Origin of the sequence: Sinobacterium caligoides, assembly GCF_003752585.1 — a bacterium.
In the GTDB taxonomy this organism is placed as follows: Bacteria; Pseudomonadota; Gammaproteobacteria; order Pseudomonadales; family Sinobacteriaceae; genus Sinobacterium; species Sinobacterium caligoides.
Map to the genome: position 1 here is coordinate 509,076 of NZ_RKHR01000003.1, position 22,815 is coordinate 531,890.

Below are 22,815 nucleotides of genomic sequence, written 5' to 3' on the forward strand. Positions count from 1 at the left end.
ACTCACCGCCTAGGCTGTATTAAGGCCTAGGCGGCCTGCCTTAACTTGTCGCGTTAAGGCCATCATCAGAAGCGTCATCGACTAGCTTCCCCTTAGTACTATTCATCACCCAAGCCGTGACAACAATAGTACCAAGCACGCCTGCAATTGTTGAAATACCCATCGCCAGTCCTGCACCGAGTGTTTGCGAACTCAATAAGAAGCTAATCACCACGCACGTCATGAACATCGCCGGTACCGTACAGATCCAGTGAAGCTTATTGTGACGCAATAAGTAAGCGGAGGCTGTCCACAACATCATCATTGCAGTGATCTGATTGGCGACACCGAAATAGCGCCAGATAATGCCGAAGTCGACCTGGGTCAATATCGCGCCCAACACAAACAAAGGCGCTGCTAACATTAGGCGCTTAGGTAGTTTACGTTGAGAAACTTCAAAAAACTCTGCAAGAATTAACCGCGCCGAGCGAAAGGCTGTATCACCTGAAGTAATTGGCAGAATGATTACGCCAAGAATCGCCATAAAGCCACCGACAGTACCAAGCAGACCAGTCGACGCCTCATAAACAACGTTCGCAGGGTTCCCTGCCATGCCTGTATTAAGGTTTTCAACACCACCGAAGAATGACAGGGCGATAGCACACCAGATCAAGGCGATAATACCTTCTCCAATCATCGCCCCAAAGAACACAAAGCGACCATTAGATTCGTTTTCAACACAACGGGCCATCAACGGCGACTGTGTCGCATGGAACCCCGAGACCGCACCACAGGCAATCGTAATGAATAATGCAGGCCAAAGTGGCATATCATTGGGGTTCAGATTTGTCAGGAAGTCTTTAGCCTCAAAACCAGGCAGTAAGGTGTACTCACTAGAAACAACAATGGCAAGCGTTAGACCGACAGACATGAATAACAACAACGCGCCGAAAAACGGGTAAAATCTACCAATAATCTTATCAATGGGCACAATCGTCGCAATCAGATAATAAGCGAAGATAATACCGAGGAAGATAGAGACATCCCAACCCGTTAACTTGCCCAGTAGCCCGGCAGGGGCCGAAATAAAGACCACACCCACGAGTAACAACAGGATAATGGCAAAGATATTCATGAAGTGCTTTGCTCCCTTACCAAGGTATTTACCTGCAAGATTAGGCACTGATTGACCGTTGTTACGTACCGACAACATGCCTGAGAAATAATCGTGAACTGCGCCGGCAAATATACACCCAAAAACAATCCACAACATAGCCGCAGGGCCATAAAGCGCACCGAGAATAGGACCAAAAATTGGGCCAACACCAGCAATATTGAGTAGCTGTATCAGATAGGCCTTGCCTTGCGACATCGGCACAAAGTCAACACCGTCAGTCTTGGCCAAAGCTGGCGTCTGACGCTTTTCATTGATACCAAAAACCTTCTCAACAAAAGTACCGTAGATAAAGTAGCCGCCGATCAACAGGCCAACACAGATTAAAAACCACACCATAGTCTTTCTCTCATTTTAATTTTGCCCTAGCCTAAACAGATTAGTGGCGGAGAGAACTACAAATAAACTAAGCGGTCATTATCAATAAGTCAGCGGTGCTATATCCTACTAAGCGGTTACGTTTTATTAAGCTGACAAGCACTAACCATCACCGAAAGCCAATCACCCACAATCACTGAAAGCCAAACAGCTGCTTAAGCGGCTTCAGGTAACGCCTAGACACCGGTGCCTTGGCGCCTGAGGCGGTAGTCACTTCTGCTCCACGGTGTTGGGTGTCGATTTCTGAGATGGCATCTGGGTTAATCAGATACTGTCGATGGCAACGAACTAGCGGCGTTTTCTCTTCAAGCAGCTTCAGCGTCAAGTGAGTGTGCACATGCTCACTGGCTGTCACAACATGAATACCGGCATGATCACTGAAGACGAACTCCACCTCTTGCACCGAGACCACCTTTAACTTGCTGCCAATATAGCAAGGTAGTCGTGTTAAATCCTTAGGAGCTAAAACATCTAACGATTTAGGCGGCAGGTCTTTCCTCAAACGACATAGCGTCTTCTCCAACCGTGACTCATCAATGGGCTTTAATAAATAATCGAAAGCATGATTATCGAAGGCTTTGATGGCAAACTCATCGTAGGCTGTGACAAAAACCACACGCGGCATGGACTCCGGGTCCAACATGCCAATCAACTCCATGCCTGATATTCTCGGCATTTGTATATCGAGAAATATCAACTGTGGCTTCAGCTGGGCGATCTGCTGCAAGGCCTCAATAGCATTACTGCATTGCCCGATAACATTGATATCCTCACTGCCCTCCAACAGGTCAGCCAGCTCATCTCGAGCAAGAGGCTCATCATCTATAATCAGTGCGCTAATCACTCGATACCCTCCTTGTAGGGCAGCTGAATACTCACCCGCGTACACTCTCCCGGTTGACAGTCAACATCGAGACCAAACTCGGTACCGAACTGATTTTGAATACGCTTATGCACCAAGTTCATCCCCAAGCCCTCCTCGTGCCTCTCCTCATTGCCAACCTTACGGCCCTCAGGCTGATACAGCCCCGCATTATCGCAGACCTCCAGCAATAGTGTGTCACCACTTAATTTGCCAGTGAGCGTGATTTCCCCCGCAGAAAACATTTGCGAGGTGCCATGTTTAACCGCGTTCTCTATGATCGGCTGCAGCGTAAACGCTGGAAGCTTAAAGTTAAGGTAGGCCTCTGGAATGGCGATATTGACGTTCATATTGTCACCGAAACGAGCCTTCTCTATCGTGAGGTAGGAGTGGATATGCTCTAACTCATCCGCCAAGGTCACCAAGCCGGTCGTGCGTTTGAGGTTAATCCGTAAGAATTGTGACAACTCTTGGATGAGCTTTCTCGCCTTTAACGGGTCTCTTTTGATAATCGCCGCAATCGTGTTCAATGCATTGAAAAGAAAGTGCGGATTAATTTGCGCCTGCAGCAACTTTAACTCCGCCTGGGTGAGTAAGCTTTGCTGCTGTTCAAAACGACCAAAAAGTATTTGGTTAGAAAGCAGCCTCGCGATACCCTCGCCGAGCGTTCTATTAATATTGAGAAAAATTTTGTTTTTGAGCTCATACATCTTAATCGTGCCGATCACCTCGCTATCACAACGCAGGGGGATCACGAGACAAGAACCTAGGCCGCACTGCGCAGAAATTGAGCAACCATAGGACATATCCACCCCATCGGCGAACATAACGCAATTATTCTCGATCGCATCTTGTGTTAATTTAGACGAGATCAGTGTTCCCGGGACATGGTGTTCTGCTCCCGAACCAATAAAAGCGAGTAGCTTTTCCCTGTCTGTTATCGCGACGGCAGCAACGTTTGTTTCCTCGATAATAATCTGCGCCACTTGGGTACTACTGTGTTGGTCAAACCCCTTCGCCAGCATTCCCACACTGCGTTCAGCAATTTTTAACGCCTTCGTTGAGAAGGTCGAAGATAGCTTATCAAACATAGCTTTCTGATCTAGCACCATACTCATAAATAAAGCCGCGCCAATCGAGTTAATCAACAGCATCGGCACTGCGATCTGCTCAACAAGCTGCCAAGCCTCATCGAATGGCTGGGCCACCAGCAGGATGATGCTCATCTGCAACAGCTCCGCCACAAAGGTCACTAGGAAGACTAATCTAGGCGTATAAATTAACTCTCCCCGCCCAGATTTTTTCAGGTAGTAGCTGACGATTCCAGCCCCCAAACCCTCGACAATCGTCGATATGGCACAGGCCAGATCCGTAAAACCTCCCATGCTGTAGCGATGCAGACCGCCAGTCAGACCAACTAGGAAGCCTGTAATAGGCCCCCCCAACAAGCCCCCAAGCACTGCCCCCATAGCACGCGTGTTAGCTATAGCATCACTTGTCTGCTCACCAAAATAGGTTGCCATGATACAAAAGGAAGAGAATATCAGGTAGATAAATACTTTATGTGGCAGTCTCGTCGCCGTTTCAGCAAACACCTTAAATAGTGGTGTCTTACTGACAAGATAGACAATAACGAGGTAGAGACACATCTGTTGGGTAAGCAGTAAAATCAGAGACATGAGCAAACTTCTAAACGGATCATTAAAGAATGATGCAAGAACTTGGCTTCAATAGCAAAGGCTGCTGATTAAAGCGTACATAACCGACAGACGAAAAAAAACCAGAACCTATAATTAGGATCTGGCCTTTAGTATTTGGTGGAGCCTAGCGGGATCGAACCGCTGACCTCAACACTGCCAGTGTTGCGCTCTCCCAGCTGAGCTAAGGCCCCACATACGAACGAGTCACCTCGTTTGCGTGGCGAATTTTAGGGGTTTTCAGCGCAGAGTCAACTACTTTTTACTATTTCACGGTCAAATATCCGCACAATCGCCTTAAAGCCTGGCTTCGCCCTCGCGACCACTGCCGTGCAGCAAGCGCATGATCGGCTTAGAGCAATGCACCACACGCAAATACCCACCATCACACTGAATTTGCCGCTTCAACAACATCAATCCACCAATAGCCGCACTATCGATTCTCAGGGTATCGGAAAAATCGACAACGCAGCCATCCACACTCAACTGTCTACAGCGCATCAACTCTGGTAGCGAGTGATAATCGAAACACTCATCCGCGGTCAGGTAAAGCACTGACTCTGAAACCCCGTCGCGCGTACTTGATAAGATCGATTTGAACATCAGCTTCCTTCCCAGCCTAGAATTTTCTATCACTATAAAGAGCTTAGCCTACGACCTACGAATATCAAAAGTGCGTCACCTCTGACGCTTACAGCACAGCGTAACAGCGGTAACTCAGCCCCCCTGCTTCGGGGCGTCACCCTCTTCTAAGCCCCGATGCATATTATCAGCAATTGTACTCGCCAGACGCACTGCCCTATCCGCATTGGGGCCCTCGAACTCGAGCTGCACGGTAGTGACAAACAACTCCAGCCAACGCTCAAAGTGCTCTTTTGATAAGCGCTGCTGGTTATCTAGTGCCCGATGAATATTCATCGTATGTCGTTGATAGTCTTTAGTACCTAGCAACAGTTTCGACCAATAAGCTTTGATATGTGGGAGGTGTACAGACAGATCAATTTGAGCCGTATCGACAAAGATCGGCCTCAATACTGGATCCGACAGCACCTTCAGATAAAACAGCTCGACCATTTTCGAAACCTGCTCCGTACTATCGACATCTCCCCTGCATTGACCGTGTGTTTTAAGGCCGCTGCGTACTTCAGACATGATACCTCCTTCGTGTCACGCATTCCCCGCCATTATACGCTGACAAACACATCATGACTCATTAACAGTATCGCACCGCTATCGCTCCGTCAGGGCTGACATCTGCGCACGCTTGATTGGCTTGAGTAAGTAGTCAATCACACTCTTCTCACCGGTAATAATATCAACCATCGCCGTCATGCCAGGCATGATAGCCAATGACTCCCCACCTTTTGATAGGTCCACCTTGTCCGTTCTAACTCGAATCAAGTAAAAACTCTCTCCCCTCTCGTTAACAATCGTATCAGCGCTAATATGCTCCAGCCTCCCTTCTAAACTGCCATAGACCGCAAAGTCATAAGCCGTTAGTCTCACAACGGCCTTTTGATTAGGGTATAGGAAGGCGATATCGGCAGGTCTTACCATCGCCTCAATCAACAGCGTGTCATCGCTGGGCACTATCTCGATGATCTCTTTACCCGGCTGGATAACACCACCCACCGTATTGATATGCAACTTCTTTACCGTGCCATTGACGGGAGAGAGCACCTCTGTACGTAGCAGTCGATCATAGAGGGCAATATTTGCTTCCACCACCTGCTCATACTCTTCCTTAGTCGTTGTCAGCTCATCGCGCGCCTCAGTGCGAAAGTTCACCTCATGCTCTGTTACTTTATGCTGCAATTCTTGCTGCGCACTGATCCTTGTTTTTATGTCAGACGCTAATTGCCTCGCAATATTATCCTTCTCAAAGGCATCCCGCTCCAAACGAAGGATTTCGATTTTCGATAATGAGCCGCTAGCAACTAAGGGCCGACTTAAATTCAATTCATTTCTCGCATATTTGTATATTTTTTTTGCTCTTTCATACTCAGTCTTTGCTACAGATATCTCTTGCTCCGCTTGCTCAAGCTGCTTTCCGAACACATCGTTATTCGCAGCTAAAGATTTTATTCTCGACTGATAAAGCTTTTTTTCCGCTCGGTAGTTCTTCTCAACCTGATCATTTGGCAGCCCATCTGGGATCACAAACAGCTCACCTTCCGCCTCCGCCTCCAAACGTGCAACCTTCGCCTGCATGCCCTGCTGATTACGCAAACCCTCACGATACATTGAGTTAAAACGGGTGTCATCGAGGCGCAGTATCACCTGCCCCTCCGTTACCTTATCCCCTTCGCGAACCAGCATTTCCTTGACGATCCCACCCTCTAAATTCTGTATGACCTGCACCTGACGAGCAGGAATAACCTTACCATCAGCTCGCGTCACCTCTTCCAACTTGGCAAAATTGGCCCAGACGATAGCCGATACAATAAAGGCAACCGTTGCCAGTAACAGCACGTGATAGCGCATCGGTAAGGTGAAATAAGTCTGCGCATAAGGATCATTTAAATAGTTTTCACTCGCATGATGCTTATCCTGCACTTTAATGCTCCCTGCCGGCATCGATCGCACTCTGTCCATTTCCTACCGCCGCGAGAAAGGCCTCTTTGGCGCTGTCAGTAACAATCCTCCCCTGCTCCATCAATAGTACGCGATCAACCAGTGTCAAAAGACTCGCTTTATGGGTAATGAGAATTAACGTCTTACCCTGCTTTTTTACCAGTTCACTAATAACACGCGTAAAATACTTTTCAGTGCTGCTATCCATACTATGCGTTGGCTCATCCATCAACAGTATCGGCGGGTCCAGCAGCAATGCTCGCGCAATGGCGATCATTTGTCGCTGACCGCCAGAGAGGTTACGCCCTCCCTCTCCCACCTGCGCATTGAAGCCATGAGGGTGCTCCTCAATAAACGGCTGCAAACCCGCAAGGACCGCCGCACGATACATTTCTTCATCTTCTGCCAGTGGCGCGCCAATAATAATGTTATCTCGAACAGTGCCACTGACTAGGCTAATTTCCTGAGGGATATAGCCAATATGCTTGCGCAGCGTCGCCGGATGCAGCTTAGCAATATCAATACCGTCTATCGTGACACGCCCCTGCTCCGCTAAATAGAAGCGCATAATCAACTTTTCCAAGGTGCTCTTACCTGAGCCCACACGACCAAGGATCGCGAGTCTTTCGCCCGCCTTGATCTCCAAGCTCACCTTATCAAGCGCCTTAAGCGGCGCATCAGGGTAGCTAAAGTCCACCTCACCGAAGGCGATATTTCCCTCTATCGTGCTCTTGTTAAAATAGGGCGTATCAACATCATCCTCACACGGGCGAGCCATAATATCGTCTAACATCAACAGCGAGCGCTTGAACTGCGTCATTCGACCCATCATCCCCGAAAGCTGTCCAACCGGCATCAAAGACCTAGAGCTTAATAGCGAACAAGCAATCAAGCCTCCCATCGTCAGCTCGCCAGCACCAATCAAGTAGACACCACCAACCACCACAGCAACGGTCGACAGCTGCTGGGCAGTGGAGCAGAGTGTCGTGCTCAAATTAGCCAGCATCCTGACCCGATAACTCTTCTGGCTAATCGCACGAATGATACGCTCCCAACCCTGCTGAAACATCCCCTCAGCACGGTACGACTTAATCGTTTCTGCGCACAATAATGTCTCGATCAGCTTGGCTTGTTTCTGGCTCGTCACCTGCTGCAGATCGTCTATCGGTCCTTGTGCAGCTCGTTTTATAAAATACATGCACAATACCACCACACAAAAAACTGTAGCTGGCACCCATACCAAAGGGCCGCCAACTTGACCAATGATCAACAAGAAAATCAGTGTAAAAGGTAGGTCAACGATAAGTGTCATCGCATTCGAGGTGATAAATTCACGCAACGAGTCAAACTCATGCAAATGATTCGCCATTGCCCCCGCCTGTTTTGGGCGAGACTTCGTCTCCACCGACAGAACCCGTTGATAAATATGCGCAGAGAGAATGTTATCCGCGCGTTTGGCGCTTGAGTCGAGAAAGTAGCTGCGTATCGAGCGCAAAAAGAGATCAAAAGTAATAACAACAGCCATTCCTGTCGCTAACACCCAGAGCGAGTCCAGCGAGTTATTCGGTACGATACGGTCATAGACATTCATTACGAACAATGGCGAGGCCAATGCAAATAAGTTGATCATCAACGAAGCCAGCAACACCTCACTAAAAATAAAACGGTCTCGACGAAGGCAAGACCAAAACCAGTGCCCCGTCGTTTCGGGTATAAAGTTTTTTCGCTCAGCATCGTAGCGATAGCTCGGCTTTAGTAATAAACAGCGACCAAGATAGAGAGACTCCAGTTCGGCCAGCGGTATTTTAGTCACACCTTGCTTCAACTCTGCAAGTACCACATGGGCAATTTCACCCTGTACATCCATCAACACACAGGCGTGATTCTCACGCAACAACAACACGACAGGGAAGAGGTGCTTATTTAGCTTTAACAGAGGCTTGCGCAATAACTGGGACGAGAACTCATGCTGCTCGGCAGCACGAATAAACAAAGACGGCGTCAACTTGTTATCAACAACTGGCAGCCCCGCTGTCAGATCTTCCTCTGTAAGTGCAACACCGTAATAACGGCACATAAAATCAAGGCAATTTAACAACGGGTCAACATCAATTAACTGACTATCATAGAGACGCTTTAACTCACCGCTAATACGATCACTGGCTCGGCGACGATATACCGCTGGTTCACTCAAGCCAGTCTCTTCCGCGGGCAAGCCGGAGTTACCCATCTTTACGCTGCTTACTGCTGCATTGCCATCACTCCCTTCCCGCACCTGCGCCCTCCTACAAAAGACACGGGACTTACGTCTCGACACTCTACAGATATGCCCGCTACGCCGCAGAGAGGTGCAATCACCACCTAACATTGCCCCCTATTAAGCGTAGCAAAGCGGTGCTATATAGACAGTAAGCAGGCCACCCGAACGAGCCTTAGGATAGTCCTCTACTTTATATCGGCCAAAAAAAAGCGAGGCCAGAGGCCTCGCTTTTGCTTCAAATCAGCAACTATGCCTGACCGAAGACTCGGTTTTCCTGCTCTAGCACACGGATAAAGGTCGTTCGCTTAGAGAGCTCTTTCAGTCGTGCCGCGCCCACATAGGTACAAGTCGAGCGCAAGCCACCTAAAATATCGCTGACGGTTTCTTCAACCACACCACGGTAGGGAACCTCGACTGTTTTACCCTCAGAGGCCCGGTAACCTGCCACACCACCAGAGTGTTTATTCATCGCCGTCTCAGATGACATGCCGTAAAACTGTTTGTATTGCTTGCCATCACGTTCGACCAAAGCGCCACCAGACTCATCGTGGCCGGCCAACATACCACCCAGCATAACGAAGTCAGCACCACCGCCAAAGGCCTTGGCAACATCACCAGGGATCGCACAGCCTCCGTCGGAAACGACTAAGCCGCCGACACCATGCGCAGCGTCGGCACACTCAATCACTGCTGAAAGCTGCGGGTAACCTACACCGGTCTTAACGCGAGTCGTACAGACTGAGCCAGGACCAATACCTACCTTAACAATGTCAGCACCAGAGAGAATCAACTCTTCAGTCATTTCACCGGTTACAACATTACCCGCCATGATGGTCATGCTAGGGTATTGGCTACGCATACGACGTAGGAAGGTGACAAAATGCTCTGAATAGCCGTTAGCGACGTCAATACAGATAAAGCGCAGTTCAGGGTGACGACTAATGATCTCTTGGGTCTTATTGAAATCGGCTTCACCGGTACCTGTCGATATCATAATACGCTGATAAATATCAGCATCTTGGGCGTTCAGAAAGGCCGTCCAGTCATCGACAGTATAGTGCTTATGCACAGCAGTTAGCATCTTATGCTTCGCCAATGCCGCAGCCATTTCAAACGTGCCAACGGTATCCATATTCGCTGCAATGATGGGCACGCCGGTCCACTCTTGACCGCTGTTAACCATAGTGAAAGTTCGCTCAACACTCACCTGCGAGCGGCTTTTTAGTGTCGAACGCTTAGGGCGAATAAGGACATCCTTAAAACCCAGCTTAATCTCTGTTTCAACGTGCATAGTAAATCTCTGATTGTTTGCCGAATAAATAATAGTCGGTACAAGCAGCTTTGGTCCAAAAAGGCAGGTGACGCTGTGGGCTTATACAGGGGAAGTATCCTCGTTTATCAACGAATTCTCAAGCTCCGCAGCAAAAAAACGCATCAATTTTGTGCGGCAGGTAAGAGCCAAGGATAGGAAGCGCGAGCAGACAATCAGCAAAACACTGATAAAAAAGGAGTTTGCAAAGTTAGCAGAAGCTCAGATCAGCCTACAAGCTGACCTGAGAGTTAACTTTTATTAAAACTTATAACCAACGCTAACCACGGTCTTACGATCGTACTGATTAACGGTCGGCAATACTTCGCGGGTAAACTTAATCTCGTAACTCAGCTTCACCGCAAGAACATCTGTTAGATCCATTGTCAAAGAGGTAACCGAGCGATTGATCACATTCTCGTGCCCTGCTTCGGTGCTCGCCTCTTGGCGAAAGTGCGCTGTATCGGAAATATCCCAATTAAAGTCGGCTGCAGCACGTACCAATGCTTCACTTTGCGTTTCGCCGAGACTAGGGTCCCAAACCAAGTTGCCGTCATCATCCATGTAGTCTTGATCGTAAACGGAGTAACGATAACCAGGACCAGCTTCCAGGTCCAACGTCATATCATCGTTAAACAATAAGCGATGACTATAACCGGCAGTACCCGTTACCTGATAATCCCAGCCGTTGAAGCGATCGTCTTCGTACTCGATACGACCAAACATCGACTGCACTTCATTAAACTTGTAGTTCGACTGCCAGTTCGCATTATAACTTTCGGCACTACGAACATCGTCGTCTGAATTATTATAACCACTTAAATTTAACGCATGACGCCACTTCTCTCGATCTGTTTCTAACGAGAACTTGCTGGTCATCGTCGTGCTTGTGGTGTTACCCGAGGTATTGATATAGCCTAATTCGAGACTACCGTTCCATTGTGGATTCTCTTCAGCCATCGCAGAAGCGCTAACCAAGACCGCAGCAGCCAATATTGAAACTTTCACGCAAAAAACTCCTTATTTTATCGGCTCTTTTTATTGTCGGCCGAAATGAAAAAACACCGTCGAAGATGACGGTGCTTTCGTTTTGCCACACTTAATGTGGCGAGCATAAAACTATCTAAGACTAAATTAAGCCGCCTTCTCGATATGTAGATCCATTTGTGGGAATGGGATTGAGATACCAGCTGCATCGAGAGAAACCTTGACGTTCTCGGTCATGCTAAAGAAGGTTGGCCAGTAATCATCACTCTTCACCCAAGAGCGCATCACAAGATTAACAGAAGAATCTGCAAGCTCTTTGACCGCAATAGTAACATCGTGATCCTTCAGTACACGCTCATCGGCAGCAACAACATCGGCTAGAATCTTCTTTACTTCCGCAAGATCTGCATCGTAAGAAACGCCTACAAGAAGATCGACACGACGCTCAGATTTGGCCGAATAGTTGGTGATTGCGCCTGACATAACACTCGCATTAGGAATCGTAATGATTTTATTGTCAGGTGTGACCAACTGAGTAGAGAACATAGTGATCGCCTCGACCGAACCTGATGCACCACCGCAATCAACGTAATCGCCTACACGCATAGGACGGAACATAACCAGCAATACACCTGAGGCGAAGTTTGATAGCGACCCCTGCAGAGCAAGACCAACAGCTAAACCCGCGGCACCCATCATGGCTACCAGTGATGCGGTCTGTACGCCGACCTCACTCAACATCACCACAATAACCAGCGCCAAGAGAATGGCATGGACGATGTTCGAAACGAACTTGCTAACTGTTTCCTCTACCTCACGCTTCTCCATCGCTCGACGAACGACACCGGTAATCATCTTTGCAATCCATGAACCGACGATAAAGATGACGGCAGCCAGGACGAGCTGAATACCAAATTGAATAGCCTGCGACTGCAAGGCAACTGTATCGATGTTTTCCATATATTTATCCAAGTCTATTATTAACCGTAGATTACAAAAATCTCACAGAGGAGATTGATGAACCTTGATATTCATCAACGAGTCTTTCATTCTAAATAGATTCGATGCAAACACAAGAGGCATGCATGACATGCCTCTATAATAAGCGCCTCAATCGATTTTAAGCTTTTGCTTGCAGATGGAAGCACTGATGGATTTTTTTATTCCTAGCGAAGTCAGGGTCGAGACTTTGGCGACTAACATCCTTGACGCGATATTTCTCCTGCAATGACTCGTCGAGCTTAAAGCCTCGGTAATTATTCGAGAAAATCAACAGCCCCCCGGGCTTCAATATACGCATCGCATCTTCCACCAAGGCAACATGATCACGCTGGATATCGAGCGTGCCTGCCATACGCTTTGAATTAGAGAAGGTAGGCGGATCCAAAAGAATCAGATCAAAATCCTCTTGGCAATGTTTTAACCAAGCAATACAGTCCTGCTTAATCATCCGGTGCTCTGCCGACGGAGCATCACCGGCCTTGAAGCCATTGAGCGCCAAATTACGCTTGCCCCAATCAAGGTAGGTCGAGGACATATCGACGCTGGTCGTGCTCACCGCCCCGCCCTTAGCTGCGTGCACGGAGGCCGTCGCCGTATAACAGAATAGGTTAAGAAAACGCTTGCCCTTCGCTTGCTCCGCAATAAACTGCCGCACAGGACGATGATCAAGGAAGAGCCCCGTATCAAGGTAATCGGTTAAGTTGACCTCAAGCTCGACCTGCCCTTCCCGAACAGCAAAGAAAACCCCCTTACTATCCTGACGCTCATACTGCTGCTTGCCTTTCTGGATAGCGCGCTGCTTTACATTAATGGTCGATTGCTGCACCCCTAGGACGCTGGCAACGGCATCAATAGTATCTAATAAGCGTCGCTGGGCATCTTGTGCATCAATCGTTTGTGGCGGCTTGTACTCACTTATCTGTATTCGCTCGCCGTAAATATCAACGGCCACAGCGTACTCAGGCATATCGGCATCATAGAGGCGATAGCACTCAACGCCCTCACGCTTGAGCCACGAAGCAAGCTTCTTCTGATTCTTTTTAAGACGATTAGCCAGCATCTGAGCACCACTCGACAATACTGCCGACGAAGGCGCTTGTTGCCCCGGTGCTTTTTTCTGCTCAGCCACAGGCGCATTGCGATCATAAATAAAGTTATCACGCTCTAAGTCGAAGCAGAGAATCTTCGCCTCTAAAGGACCATTAAAGACCTTATACTTCTTCCGTGCTTTAACCCCCATACGCTTGCCAAGCTCAGGGTTCGAGGTAATCAATACCGCCTTCCAGCCCTCAAACTCCGCCTTAAAACGATCACCCAACTCACGATATAACGGTATCAGCTCGGTCACCTCGCCAATACGTTCGCCATAGGGAGGGTTGCAAGCAATCAAACCATGCTCTAGGTGAGTATGAGTCGGCTTAGTCAGCTTAGCTACCGGCTTCGCCGTCACTCGCACGGTGTCAGCGAGCCCCGCTGCGACAATATTTTGCTCTGCACGCTGGATGACATTTATCGCAGTATCGTAGCCACGAATTTCCGGCGGTATCCGCTCACGCCCCACTCTTGCCCGCTCAACCGCTTCCTGATAAACCTCGTGCCAAACGTCTTGTTTGTGGCCTCGCCACTGCTCAAAACCAAAATCTTCACGCTGCAGGCCCGGCGCAATATCTGCAGCCATCTGCGCCCCCTCGATCAACAACGTGCCAGAACCACACATAGGGTCGATTAGCGCCCCACCTTGTTGGGCGATAGCAGGCCAACCACCACGAATCAGAATCGCAGCCGCCAAATTTTCCTTCATGGGCGCCACACCAGTCTTCACACGATACCCTCGACGATGCAAGGGCCCCCCGGAGAGGTCTAAGGCGATGCTCACAAAGCCCTTTGCCAAACGTGCCTGGATGCGAATATCAGGCTCCCTTTTATCGACATTAGGGCGTACGCCATAGCTATCGCGAAAGTAATCAACGATGGCATCCTTGATCTTCAACGCACCAAACTGGCTATTATTAATCGAGCGGTTAGTCCCCGAGAAATCAACAGCAAAGCTCTGGTTGGCATTAAAGTGCTGCCCCCAAGCAATGTTGCGCGCGGCATTATATAGGTCATCGACTTCGTCGAGATAAATACGCTCTAGGGGTAGCAAGACACGGCTCGCCAAGCGAGACCAGAGCCAAACTCGATACATCTGCGCCAGATCACCTGTCGCCTTTACCCCGGCACCGCTCGTTGCCGCATGGCTTGCCCCCAAAGACAGCACCTCATCGCGTAGCAGCTCTTCAAGCCCCCGTGGACAACTCACAAAATATTCGATCGATTCACTCATGCCTATCTCAAAGATAAATCGAATCACTGCGGACTAAGTTAAGCCTCAGGCGCGGCGATCGATGAGAAAAAAGTAATAGATAGCAGGTAACCTATTTAGTCTAGGTTATAAAGCCATCTGAAACATAAAAAAATACGCTTTAATAACAACAAATTAAAAGATTATTGCCCAGCGAAATATAAAGTCACACATCTATAAGTATTTGTTCGTCGCCTATTAGGCGATGCCTGTGATGTACTTCAGCGGGTAGGATTTTACACACTCTACCGATGTAGTGCGAACCGTGACCCAATTTACCAGCATCACGGTAGCGAACGATTATCAGTTGATCTGTGTAAGCCATATCACACCGCTCTACTCGCTGCTTCGAGGTATTCGATGAGAAGACAAAAACGCGATATGAATGAACGAGCAAATCAACGGGGGTACCAAGCAGGCAGCTCTGGTCGCCCCAAAGATGGCTGCCCACACGCCGACGGTATTCTCCGCCAGCACTGGATGACAGGGTGGCGTGAAGGCCGCTGTGACAACTGGGACGCCCTAACAGGCGTCTCGGGTCTGCAGAACGCCTTCCACCGCGCAACACGCTAACTTATCAAAAGTGCAAACCTCGCCCCCTCACAATTAACGACGACGCAGAGCTTCCACACTGTTACGAACAAGGTCTGGGCCCTCGTAAATAAAGCCGCTGTAAACCTGTACAAGGTTAGCACCTGCATCTGCCTTATCGACGGCATCCTGTGCCGTCAATATGCCTCCAACACCTATAATAGGCATTTCATTGCCGACGGCCGCTCGCAACTCTCGAATGACCTCAGTAGAACGCTGTGTCACAGGGCCACCGCTCAAGCCTCCCGCCTCAGTATGCAGCGGATTATCCGCCACCGAACTCTTATCAATCGTCGTGTTAGTCGCTACCACACCATCCATCTTTGCATCAACCAGCGCCTTTGCAACTTGCTGCAGGTCTTCATGGCTCATATCTGGCGCGATTTTCACCGCCACTGGTATGTACTTGCCGTGCTGCTCTGCCAGTGCGGCTTGCTCTTCTTTCAGCCCTCGCAATAAGCGCTCCAGAGGCTCACCAAACTGTAGATCACGTAGCCCCGGCGTATTTGGCGAGGATAAATTCACCACAATATAGTGGGCATGCTGATATACCTTGCGCATACAAATGAGATAGTCATCCAGCGCGCTCTCATTCGGTGTCACCTTGTTTTTGCCGATATTGATGCCAATGACGCCCTTAAAAGAAGTGTTCTTCACCTGTTCAACAAGGTGGTCGACCCCCTTATTATTAAAGCCCATACGATTGATGATCGCGTTATGTTCTGGCAGGCGAAATAGTCGTGGCTGTGGATTACCCGGCTGAGGCAACGGCGTCACAGTCCCCAACTCAACAAAGCCAAACCCCATCGCCCCCATCGCTTCGATATAGTCACCGTTTTTATCCAGCCCCGCTGCAAGACCTACAGGGTTAGGAAACTCCACCCCCATTACCGTAAGCGGCTGTGGCTCGATTGATTTGGCCACTAAACGTAACGCACCCAGGCTGTTACCCAGCTTCATCGATTTAAGCGAGATGTCATGTGACATCTCCGGTGGCATTAAAAACAGCGCACTGCGCAACAATTTATACATAGACATGGCATTTTCCTAGCGAGATACGACGGTCAAAACAAGGGTGACTGGGGTTGTTTTGCGCTATATTTTCCACGCCCCACGGTAGAACCCAATAAATCGGGCCGGCAAATTATACTCGATAATAAATCAGCTCGCGACGCGTTCTTACGGATAACGACAGAAAGCGCATCAAAAACAGCTTCTCGACGCTATTTATTACAAAATTATAGATGACAACAAACAACATACCCTAGAAGCAAAACACCCCACGCTACAGCAGTAGCGTGGGGTGTCGGCAGAAGTTTCTATTGTGCGCGATCGCCTGCGCTAACAGTCCTTACTATGGCTTGCCGACTGTGCCAAATCGAGCAATTCACGAATCGCAACGGAGTACATCGCAAACTCTTGGTTCACCGTAGCATGCAACTCTGTCATCGTCGCGTGCCAACGCTCAACCTGGGCCGACTGCGTCTCCATCCATCCCTTAACCGCCTCATCGGCATTGGCGCATCGCTCCCCGCAGTGGTTAATAATACCCACCGTGATGGTACGCATCTGCCATTCCACGTCATCAAGCAACGCTTCCCGCGCTAACGCCTGCCAATGGTTATCACTACTCAGCGCTAACAAGCGCTGCGTAAACCAAGGGAGCTCAAGCTGCTCACCGGCCGCAAAGTACGTTTTTGCAACAGTTTCCAACGACATTTCGGTGCGCCCTGCAGCCTCAATTATCCCCAAGCAAGAATAAAGCATCGGCGTCGCCGCTACGTAATTTGCGAGCTCGACAGGTACTCCTTTATCAATAAAGTACTGCGTTGAAATCCCCCAGACATCTTCGAGACTCCCCTGTAGGTACTTGTGTATATCGACCGACAAAGCCCGCACCCCTTCAGCAAAGATGCCTATTTCTTGCTCCGGCTTGATCAGGCTGCGGCGATTACGCACAAACCAACGGCACGCCCTGCGCATCATGCCCATCATCATATCAAGCATCTGCATTTGCACGTCTGCATCAACCTGATGATCCAGCGCTTCGATTTGCTCCCTCACCTCATCAAGGCGGAAAATCGCCTTCGCCGTCATATAAGCGCGGGCAACATCACACGAGTCCGCCGCTGTCGACTGCACCAGCTTATGCACGAAGGTAATACCCATGGTATTAACCACATCGTTAGCCACCTGCGTCGCAATGATCTCTTTGCGCAAGCTGTGGTTATACATATTATCTCGATACTGCTCCAGCAAGCGGGCCGGAAAGGCCGACTCGATACTACCTGCGAGATAAGGGTCATCAGGAATGTTAGAGGTCGCCAACTCAGCCTTAAGAATCGACTTACTGTAGGAGATTAACACCGACAATTCAGGACGTGTTAAACCTTTACCCTGAGCCAAACGCTCCATCTGTAGCTCATCATCAGGTAGGAACTCGAGCTGACGATCAACCTGTCCCTCTGCCTCAAGCTGGTTGATGTAGCGGCTGTACTCAGCTGAACGCTGCAACACTTGTCGTTCCGCTAAACTCAGCGCCTGCACTTGCCGATAGTTATTTTGTAAAACTGATTCGGCAATACTTTCGGTCATCTCTTCCAATAATTGAACACGCTGTTTCTCGGTCATATCGCCGTTGGCAACGATAGAGTTCAGCAATATTTTAATATTGACTTCGTGATCCGAGCAATCAACACCGCCGGCATTATCGATAAAGTCGGTATTAGAGCGCCCACCTTTGAGACCATACTCAACACGTGCTAACTGGGTAAAACCGAGATTCCCCCCCTCGCCAATGACCTTACAACGCAAGTCTCTGCCGTCGACACGCAACACATCGTTCGCCTTGTCGCCAACATCGGCATGGGATTCGGTACTCGCCTTAGCATAAGTGCCAATGCCACCATTCCATATTAGATCGACCTCGGCCTTGAGTAGGATGGTCAACAGCTCGTTAGGGGTAAGCCTATCCTGATGAATGCCAAAGACCGCCTTGATCTGTTCACTAATACGGACGAACTTCGCCTGACGAGAGAAAACACCGCCACCCTCAGAAATCAACGACTCATCATAGTCAGCCCAGCTCGATCTCGGCATATCAAACAAGCGCTTGCGTTCCGCAAAGCTCGTTGCAGCCACTGGATTGGGGTCGATAAAAATATGCTGATGGTTAAACGCCGCCTTAAGCAATATATGTTCTGACAACAGCATGCCGTTACCAAAGACATCACCTGCCATATCGCCGATACCAATAGCGGTGAATTCGGTGCTCTGCACATCGATGCCCATCTCGCGGAAATGACGCTGTACTGATACCCATGCACCGCGGGCCGTGATGCCCATTTTTTTATGGTCATAGCCGATGCTACCACCAGACGCGAAGGCATCTCCCAACCAGAAGTTATAGCTCTTGGCGATATCGTTAGCAATATCAGAGAACGTTGCCGTGCCTTTATCGGCAGCCACAACCAGATAGACATCATCCTCGTCTTTACGAATCGTTTTCTTTGGCGGTACGACACTACCATCGACAATATTGTCGGTGATATCCAGCAGCCCCTGAATAAAGATTCGATAACAAGCAATGCCCTCGGCCTGCATGTCTTCACGCGAACCATTGAGTGGAAGGTTCTTCGCAACAAAACCACCCTTCGCCCCCACGGGAACAATCACCGCATTCTTGACCTGCTGCGCCTTCACTAGGCCCAGCACCTCGGTGCGGAAATCCTCGTAACGATCAGACCAACGCAAGCCGCCACGCGCTACTTTGCCGCCACGCAAGTGCACACCCTCGACTCTTGGCGAATAGACAAATATCTCAAACTCCGGACGCGGTTCAGGAACCTCGGGAATCGCCTGGGTATTAAACTTAAACGAGAAGTATGACTTCAGTGACTCATTAGCATCCAACTGAAAATAGTTGGTACGTAATGTCGCCTGAATTAAATCGAGATAGTGACGAATAACGCGGTCTTCACTGAGGCTATGCACGTCGTCTAGGGCCGCAATAATCCGACGAGTAACAATATCCTGCTTGGTCGCTCGCTGCTCACTACTCAGACGCAGACCAGGATCAAACGAGACCTTAAATAGACGAACAATGTCACGGGTTATATCGAGGTGACTGCACAGGGTATCGGCAATATAGCTTTCACTGAAGCTGAAGGCGACCTGTTTCATATAGCGAGCATAGGCGCGCAACAGAGCAATATCTCGCCAGCTTAGCATCGTCCCGAGCAACAGTTTATTAAACGAATCACTCTCGGCGCGGTTCTGCCAAATGCTGAAAAATGCCTCTTGAAACTTCTCTTTAACCGAATCCACATCCAGCGAATCAGAGAGGCTGTAAATTAAACTAAAGTCATGGATCCACACTTTCTCGCCATCACGGCGGGTAATGCCATAGGGACGCTCGGAAACCACACGCAACCCCAAGTTTTCCATGATCGGCAACATATCCGACAATGCCAACGGCTCGTGGAAATTGACCAAACGGAAGCGCAACATATTGTCGCGCTCTTCCATTACACGATAAAAGCTCATCTCGATATCGCCGATCTTCTTCAGCGACTGGACTTTACGGATATCGGCAATAGCCGTACGTACACTAAAGTCTTCTTGATAACCGAGGGGGAAGGCATTGGCATATTCACCGGCAATCGCCGTACCTCGCTCTTCACCAAATTCGTCGATCAGCACTTCGCGCAGCTGCTCGGTCCACTCCTTGGTTACCCGCATCAAGTCATGCTCAAGCTTCTTCACGTCAAAATCAAGCGCATCGGTACCCACCCGAAAAACAATATGTGTACGCGCAAGAATAGACTCAGAGAAATACGTGGTGAATTCCGACTCCTGCGCATTCAGTGCATCACAGATAGTCTTCTCAATACGTTCACGGAGGTTGGTATTGTAGATATCACGTGGGGTGTAGACCATCGCAGTAACGAACTTGCCAAACTTATCTCGACGCATGAACAAGCGCACAATGCGCCGCTCTTGTATGTGATTAATCTGGATCGCCGTATGATAAAGCTCTTCAGTGCGGCTCTGGAACAGCTCGTCGCGCGGATAAGTTTCCAATACCCTTAACAGCTCTCTGCCATCATGACTCTTAACATCAAGTCCAGAACGCGCAAGGACAGCCGCAGTCTTACGGCGAATAACTGGGATTTGGCGAGGGCTGATGGTGTAGACATTAGAGGTGTAAAGGCCGAGGAAACGGTATTCACCGATCACTCTGCCCTCTTCATCAAACCGCTTGAGGCCAACATAATCCGGATACACAAGACGATGCACCCGTGAACGAACGGACGACTTAGAGAAGGTTAAGATACCCTCTAAACAGGATGGCGAAACCGCACTGCTGGTCAGCTCATTATAAAGCTCATAGCTGCCCATTGAACCGCGCAATTTGGTCAGACCCAGCGCCGAATCTTTCACCTGTTCAACCAGCACTTTGCCGCCTTCGTAATTGACGGCGAGTTCCTCGTAACCAAGAAAGGTAAAGTGATTGGAGGCCATCCACTTAAGAAATAGCTGAACCTCTTTCTGATCGCTACTGCTGGCACCGGCAATCTGGCTATCTAACTGCTCAGCGACTGCTTCAATATGCGTTGTCATCGTCGGCCAATCATCGACAACACACTCGACTTCGCCGAGGATTTCCTTAATCGTTTCAACGAGAGCTGCAATTTCAATAACATCGCTGTGCTTAGCTATCTCGAGGTATAACAACGCCTCTTTACGTCCCTTTTCCTCACTATCCGGCGACACTAACCCCAATAACTGCTCGTCATCGTCACGGTGGGCGTTAATAACAAAGCTATGGATGGTATGAATAACAATGTTTCGACGATTGAGCTCTAAACGAACCGAGTCAAGCAGGAAGGGCATATCACGGCTGATAATAGACACAATCGTACGCTTCGATTGCCAACCGTCTTTTTCAAATTCAGGGTTAAAAACAGAGATCGTCGGGGTGTTCAAGGAGACCTGCTGAATGCTCCTCCACCAGGAATAGATTGTGCCGTAACTGTCGTTAATTTCACGGCTTTCTAGTTCTTCGACAGGGAAGTTGGCAAGGAAGTGGCGAGCAAAGTCGGCGACCTTCTCACTCTCTTCCGCAGTCACCCTGCGCTTAATTTCTTCTTCCAATACCGCGACGAATTTACGTTTGTCGTCCGTTAGAACCATTACAGTTCACCCTCTTTGATCATCAGATTGCTGGCTAGTGGCGTTGCCTGTTGTTATCAGAGCGAAATGTAGCGTTGTCAGTCGTTCTAATTGTAGTTCATATCGACGGGGAACTTAGCGGTTCCAACGTAGTCCAAACTTCAACAAACAGCCGTGGACTATCAACCTAGAAGTCGCTTCGAACAATGATATCAATCAACATCTGTCCCACATAAGGCAGTAATGCCCAAGCGTGAGTATTTTATCCAGAAACTGCAGCATTGTTTTTTAATTTCACACCCTTATATTAACAAAAAGATATCTTCATTGATTTTAGGCATCACAGCCATACATATAACAATGGCACAGCGATCCAGTATCTTAGAGGGCAGCTCAGCGGTACTTCACTGACATCAGTAAGCCTGCCGAGCTGCTAAAAAAACACATGATTGATGCCTGTTATGAGCACCAATCCGAAGAATTTGGCCGTAACCATGCAAACAACACCGACAACTTCCGTGACACCCTCTCCTCAGGATGCCCTCAAGCAATTAACCCAGCAACTCAGTCGAGAAGTCATCGGGCAACCGAAATTGGTGCAACGACTCATTATGGCCCTCCTCGCCGACGGCCACTTACTGGTTGAAGGCGCCCCGGGGCTTGCCAAGACTCGCGCCATCAAATCGCTTTCAGATTGCTTAGAAGGCAGCTTTCAGCGCGTGCAATTTACTCCCGACCTACTCCCCGGTGACGTTACTGGCACCGATATCTTCAGGCCGCAAGACGGTAGCTTTAACTTCCAACCTGGCCCAATTTTCCACAACCTCGTGCTCGCCGATGAAATAAACCGAGCACCGGCCAAGGTACAATCGGCCCTACTCGAGGCGATGGCTGAGAGACAGGTCAGTGTCGGCAGTCAGACTTACCCCTTACCCGAACTATTCCTCGTCATGGCGACACAAAACCCGATCGAACAAGAGGGCACCTATCCACTGCCTGAAGCTCAGCTCGATCGCTTTCTCATGCATGTCGTCGTCGGCTACCCGAGTCGCGAGGATGAAAAACTCATTCTTCGCCTGGTCCGTGGCGAAGCCAGCGGCGAAGAGAAAGAGCAACTACCGCATATCACCGAGCAAAACATTCTCGATGCACGCAAATCTGCACTAACAACGCACATGAGTGAGACCGTCGAAGACTATATCGTCGCGCTAATTGATGCCACTCGTCGGCCAGCTGCCTACGACGAAACACTCGCCAGCTATCTTGAGTTTGGCGGCAGCCCGCGAGCCACAATCGCCCTCGATCGCTGCGCTCGCGTGGCAGCTTGGCTCGACGGCCGCGACTTTGTCACCCCCGATGACGTTCGATCCATCGCTCACGACTGCTTGCGTCACCGCCTCATCCTCAGCTTCGATGCAGAAGCAGCAGGGATCAGCGCCGACCAAGTGATCGACCGATTGCTCGATCAGGTCGCGGCTGGCTAG

The 22,815-nt window shown here is 49.2% G+C and carries 15 protein-coding genes and 1 tRNA gene; 2 read left to right on the plus strand and 14 right to left on the minus strand.

Features of this window, described 5'->3' with window-relative positions; translation table 11 throughout:
• Positions 1-40: 40 nt before the first annotated feature.
• From EDC56_RS02455 to rlmKL, 12 genes are all read right to left on the minus strand, one after another.
• A complete protein-coding gene (locus tag EDC56_RS02455) occupies positions 41-1,492 on the minus strand; it encodes a carbon starvation CstA family protein (protein WP_123710936.1) in 1,452 nt (483 codons plus the stop codon).
• A gap of 172 nt (positions 1,493-1,664) precedes the next feature.
• On the minus strand, positions 1,665-2,375 hold the full coding sequence (gene btsR / locus EDC56_RS02460) for a two-component system response regulator BtsR (protein WP_123710937.1): 711 nt from the start codon (positions 2,373-2,375) through the stop codon (positions 1,665-1,667).
• On the minus strand, positions 2,372-4,072 hold the full coding sequence (locus EDC56_RS02465) for a sensor histidine kinase (protein ID WP_123710938.1): 1,701 nt from the start codon (positions 4,070-4,072) through the stop codon (positions 2,372-2,374). The genes btsR and EDC56_RS02465 overlap by 4 nt, the downstream gene beginning before the upstream one ends.
• 136 nt (positions 4,073-4,208) lie before the next feature.
• Positions 4,209-4,284, minus strand: a tRNA-Ala gene (locus EDC56_RS02470).
• Positions 4,285-4,387: 103 nt separating this feature from the next.
• Positions 4,388-4,693 carry an STAS domain-containing protein gene (locus EDC56_RS02475; protein WP_123710939.1) on the minus strand — a complete coding sequence of 102 codons (306 nt, stop codon included), beginning with the start codon at positions 4,691-4,693 and terminating at the stop codon, positions 4,388-4,390.
• A 114-nt stretch (positions 4,694-4,807) separates the two neighbouring features.
• Positions 4,808-5,242 (minus strand): group III truncated hemoglobin, encoded by a 435-nt coding sequence (locus tag EDC56_RS02480; RefSeq protein WP_123710940.1) that lies wholly within the window; start codon positions 5,240-5,242, stop codon positions 4,808-4,810.
• A 78-nt stretch (positions 5,243-5,320) separates the two neighbouring features.
• Complete coding sequence (locus EDC56_RS02485; protein WP_123710941.1) at positions 5,321-6,685, minus strand: HlyD family type I secretion periplasmic adaptor subunit; 1,365 nt, start codon at positions 6,683-6,685, stop codon at positions 5,321-5,323.
• Positions 6,648-8,939 (minus strand): type I secretion system permease/ATPase, encoded by a 2,292-nt coding sequence (locus EDC56_RS02490; protein WP_162844056.1) that lies wholly within the window; start codon positions 8,937-8,939, stop codon positions 6,648-6,650. The genes EDC56_RS02485 and EDC56_RS02490 overlap by 38 nt, the downstream gene beginning before the upstream one ends.
• Positions 8,940-9,171: 232 nt before the next feature.
• Positions 9,172-10,215 carry a GMP reductase gene (locus tag EDC56_RS02495; RefSeq protein ID WP_123710943.1) on the minus strand — a complete coding sequence of 348 codons (1,044 nt, stop codon included), beginning with the start codon at positions 10,213-10,215 and terminating at the stop codon, positions 9,172-9,174.
• Between the two features lie 279 nt (positions 10,216-10,494).
• A complete protein-coding gene (locus EDC56_RS02505) occupies positions 10,495-11,241 on the minus strand; it encodes a DUF481 domain-containing protein (RefSeq protein WP_123710945.1) in 747 nt (248 codons plus the stop codon).
• A 126-nt stretch (positions 11,242-11,367) separates the two neighbouring features.
• Positions 11,368-12,180: a mechanosensitive ion channel family protein gene (locus tag EDC56_RS02510; RefSeq protein ID WP_123710946.1), complete on the minus strand. Its 813-nt coding sequence runs from the start codon at positions 12,178-12,180 to the stop codon at positions 11,368-11,370.
• A 160-nt stretch (positions 12,181-12,340) separates the two neighbouring features.
• Entirely contained in the window at positions 12,341-14,548 is a 2,208-nt protein-coding gene (gene rlmKL / locus EDC56_RS02515; RefSeq protein WP_123710947.1) for a bifunctional 23S rRNA (guanine(2069)-N(7))-methyltransferase RlmK/23S rRNA (guanine(2445)-N(2))-methyltransferase RlmL, read from the minus strand.
• Positions 14,549-14,926: 378 nt separating this feature from the next.
• Between rlmKL and rmf the strand changes: the two genes are divergently transcribed.
• Complete coding sequence (gene rmf, locus EDC56_RS02520; RefSeq protein ID WP_123710948.1) at positions 14,927-15,139, plus strand: ribosome modulation factor; 213 nt, start codon at positions 14,927-14,929, stop codon at positions 15,137-15,139.
• Between the two features lie 33 nt (positions 15,140-15,172).
• On the opposite strand, the gene EDC56_RS02525 is transcribed toward rmf, so the two are convergent.
• The gene (locus EDC56_RS02525; RefSeq protein WP_123710949.1) at positions 15,173-16,189 is read right to left on the minus strand and encodes a quinone-dependent dihydroorotate dehydrogenase; all 1,017 of its coding nucleotides are present in this window, start codon (positions 16,187-16,189) and stop codon (positions 15,173-15,175) included.
• Positions 16,190-16,498: 309 nt separating this feature from the next.
• Complete coding sequence (locus tag EDC56_RS02530) at positions 16,499-21,352, minus strand: NAD-glutamate dehydrogenase (RefSeq protein ID WP_123710950.1); 4,854 nt, start codon at positions 21,350-21,352, stop codon at positions 16,499-16,501.
• 473 nt (positions 21,353-21,825) lie between these two features.
• Between EDC56_RS02530 and EDC56_RS02535 the strand changes: the two genes are divergently transcribed.
• Positions 21,826-22,815 (plus strand): AAA family ATPase, encoded by a 990-nt coding sequence (locus EDC56_RS02535; RefSeq protein WP_123711739.1) that lies wholly within the window; start codon positions 21,826-21,828, stop codon positions 22,813-22,815.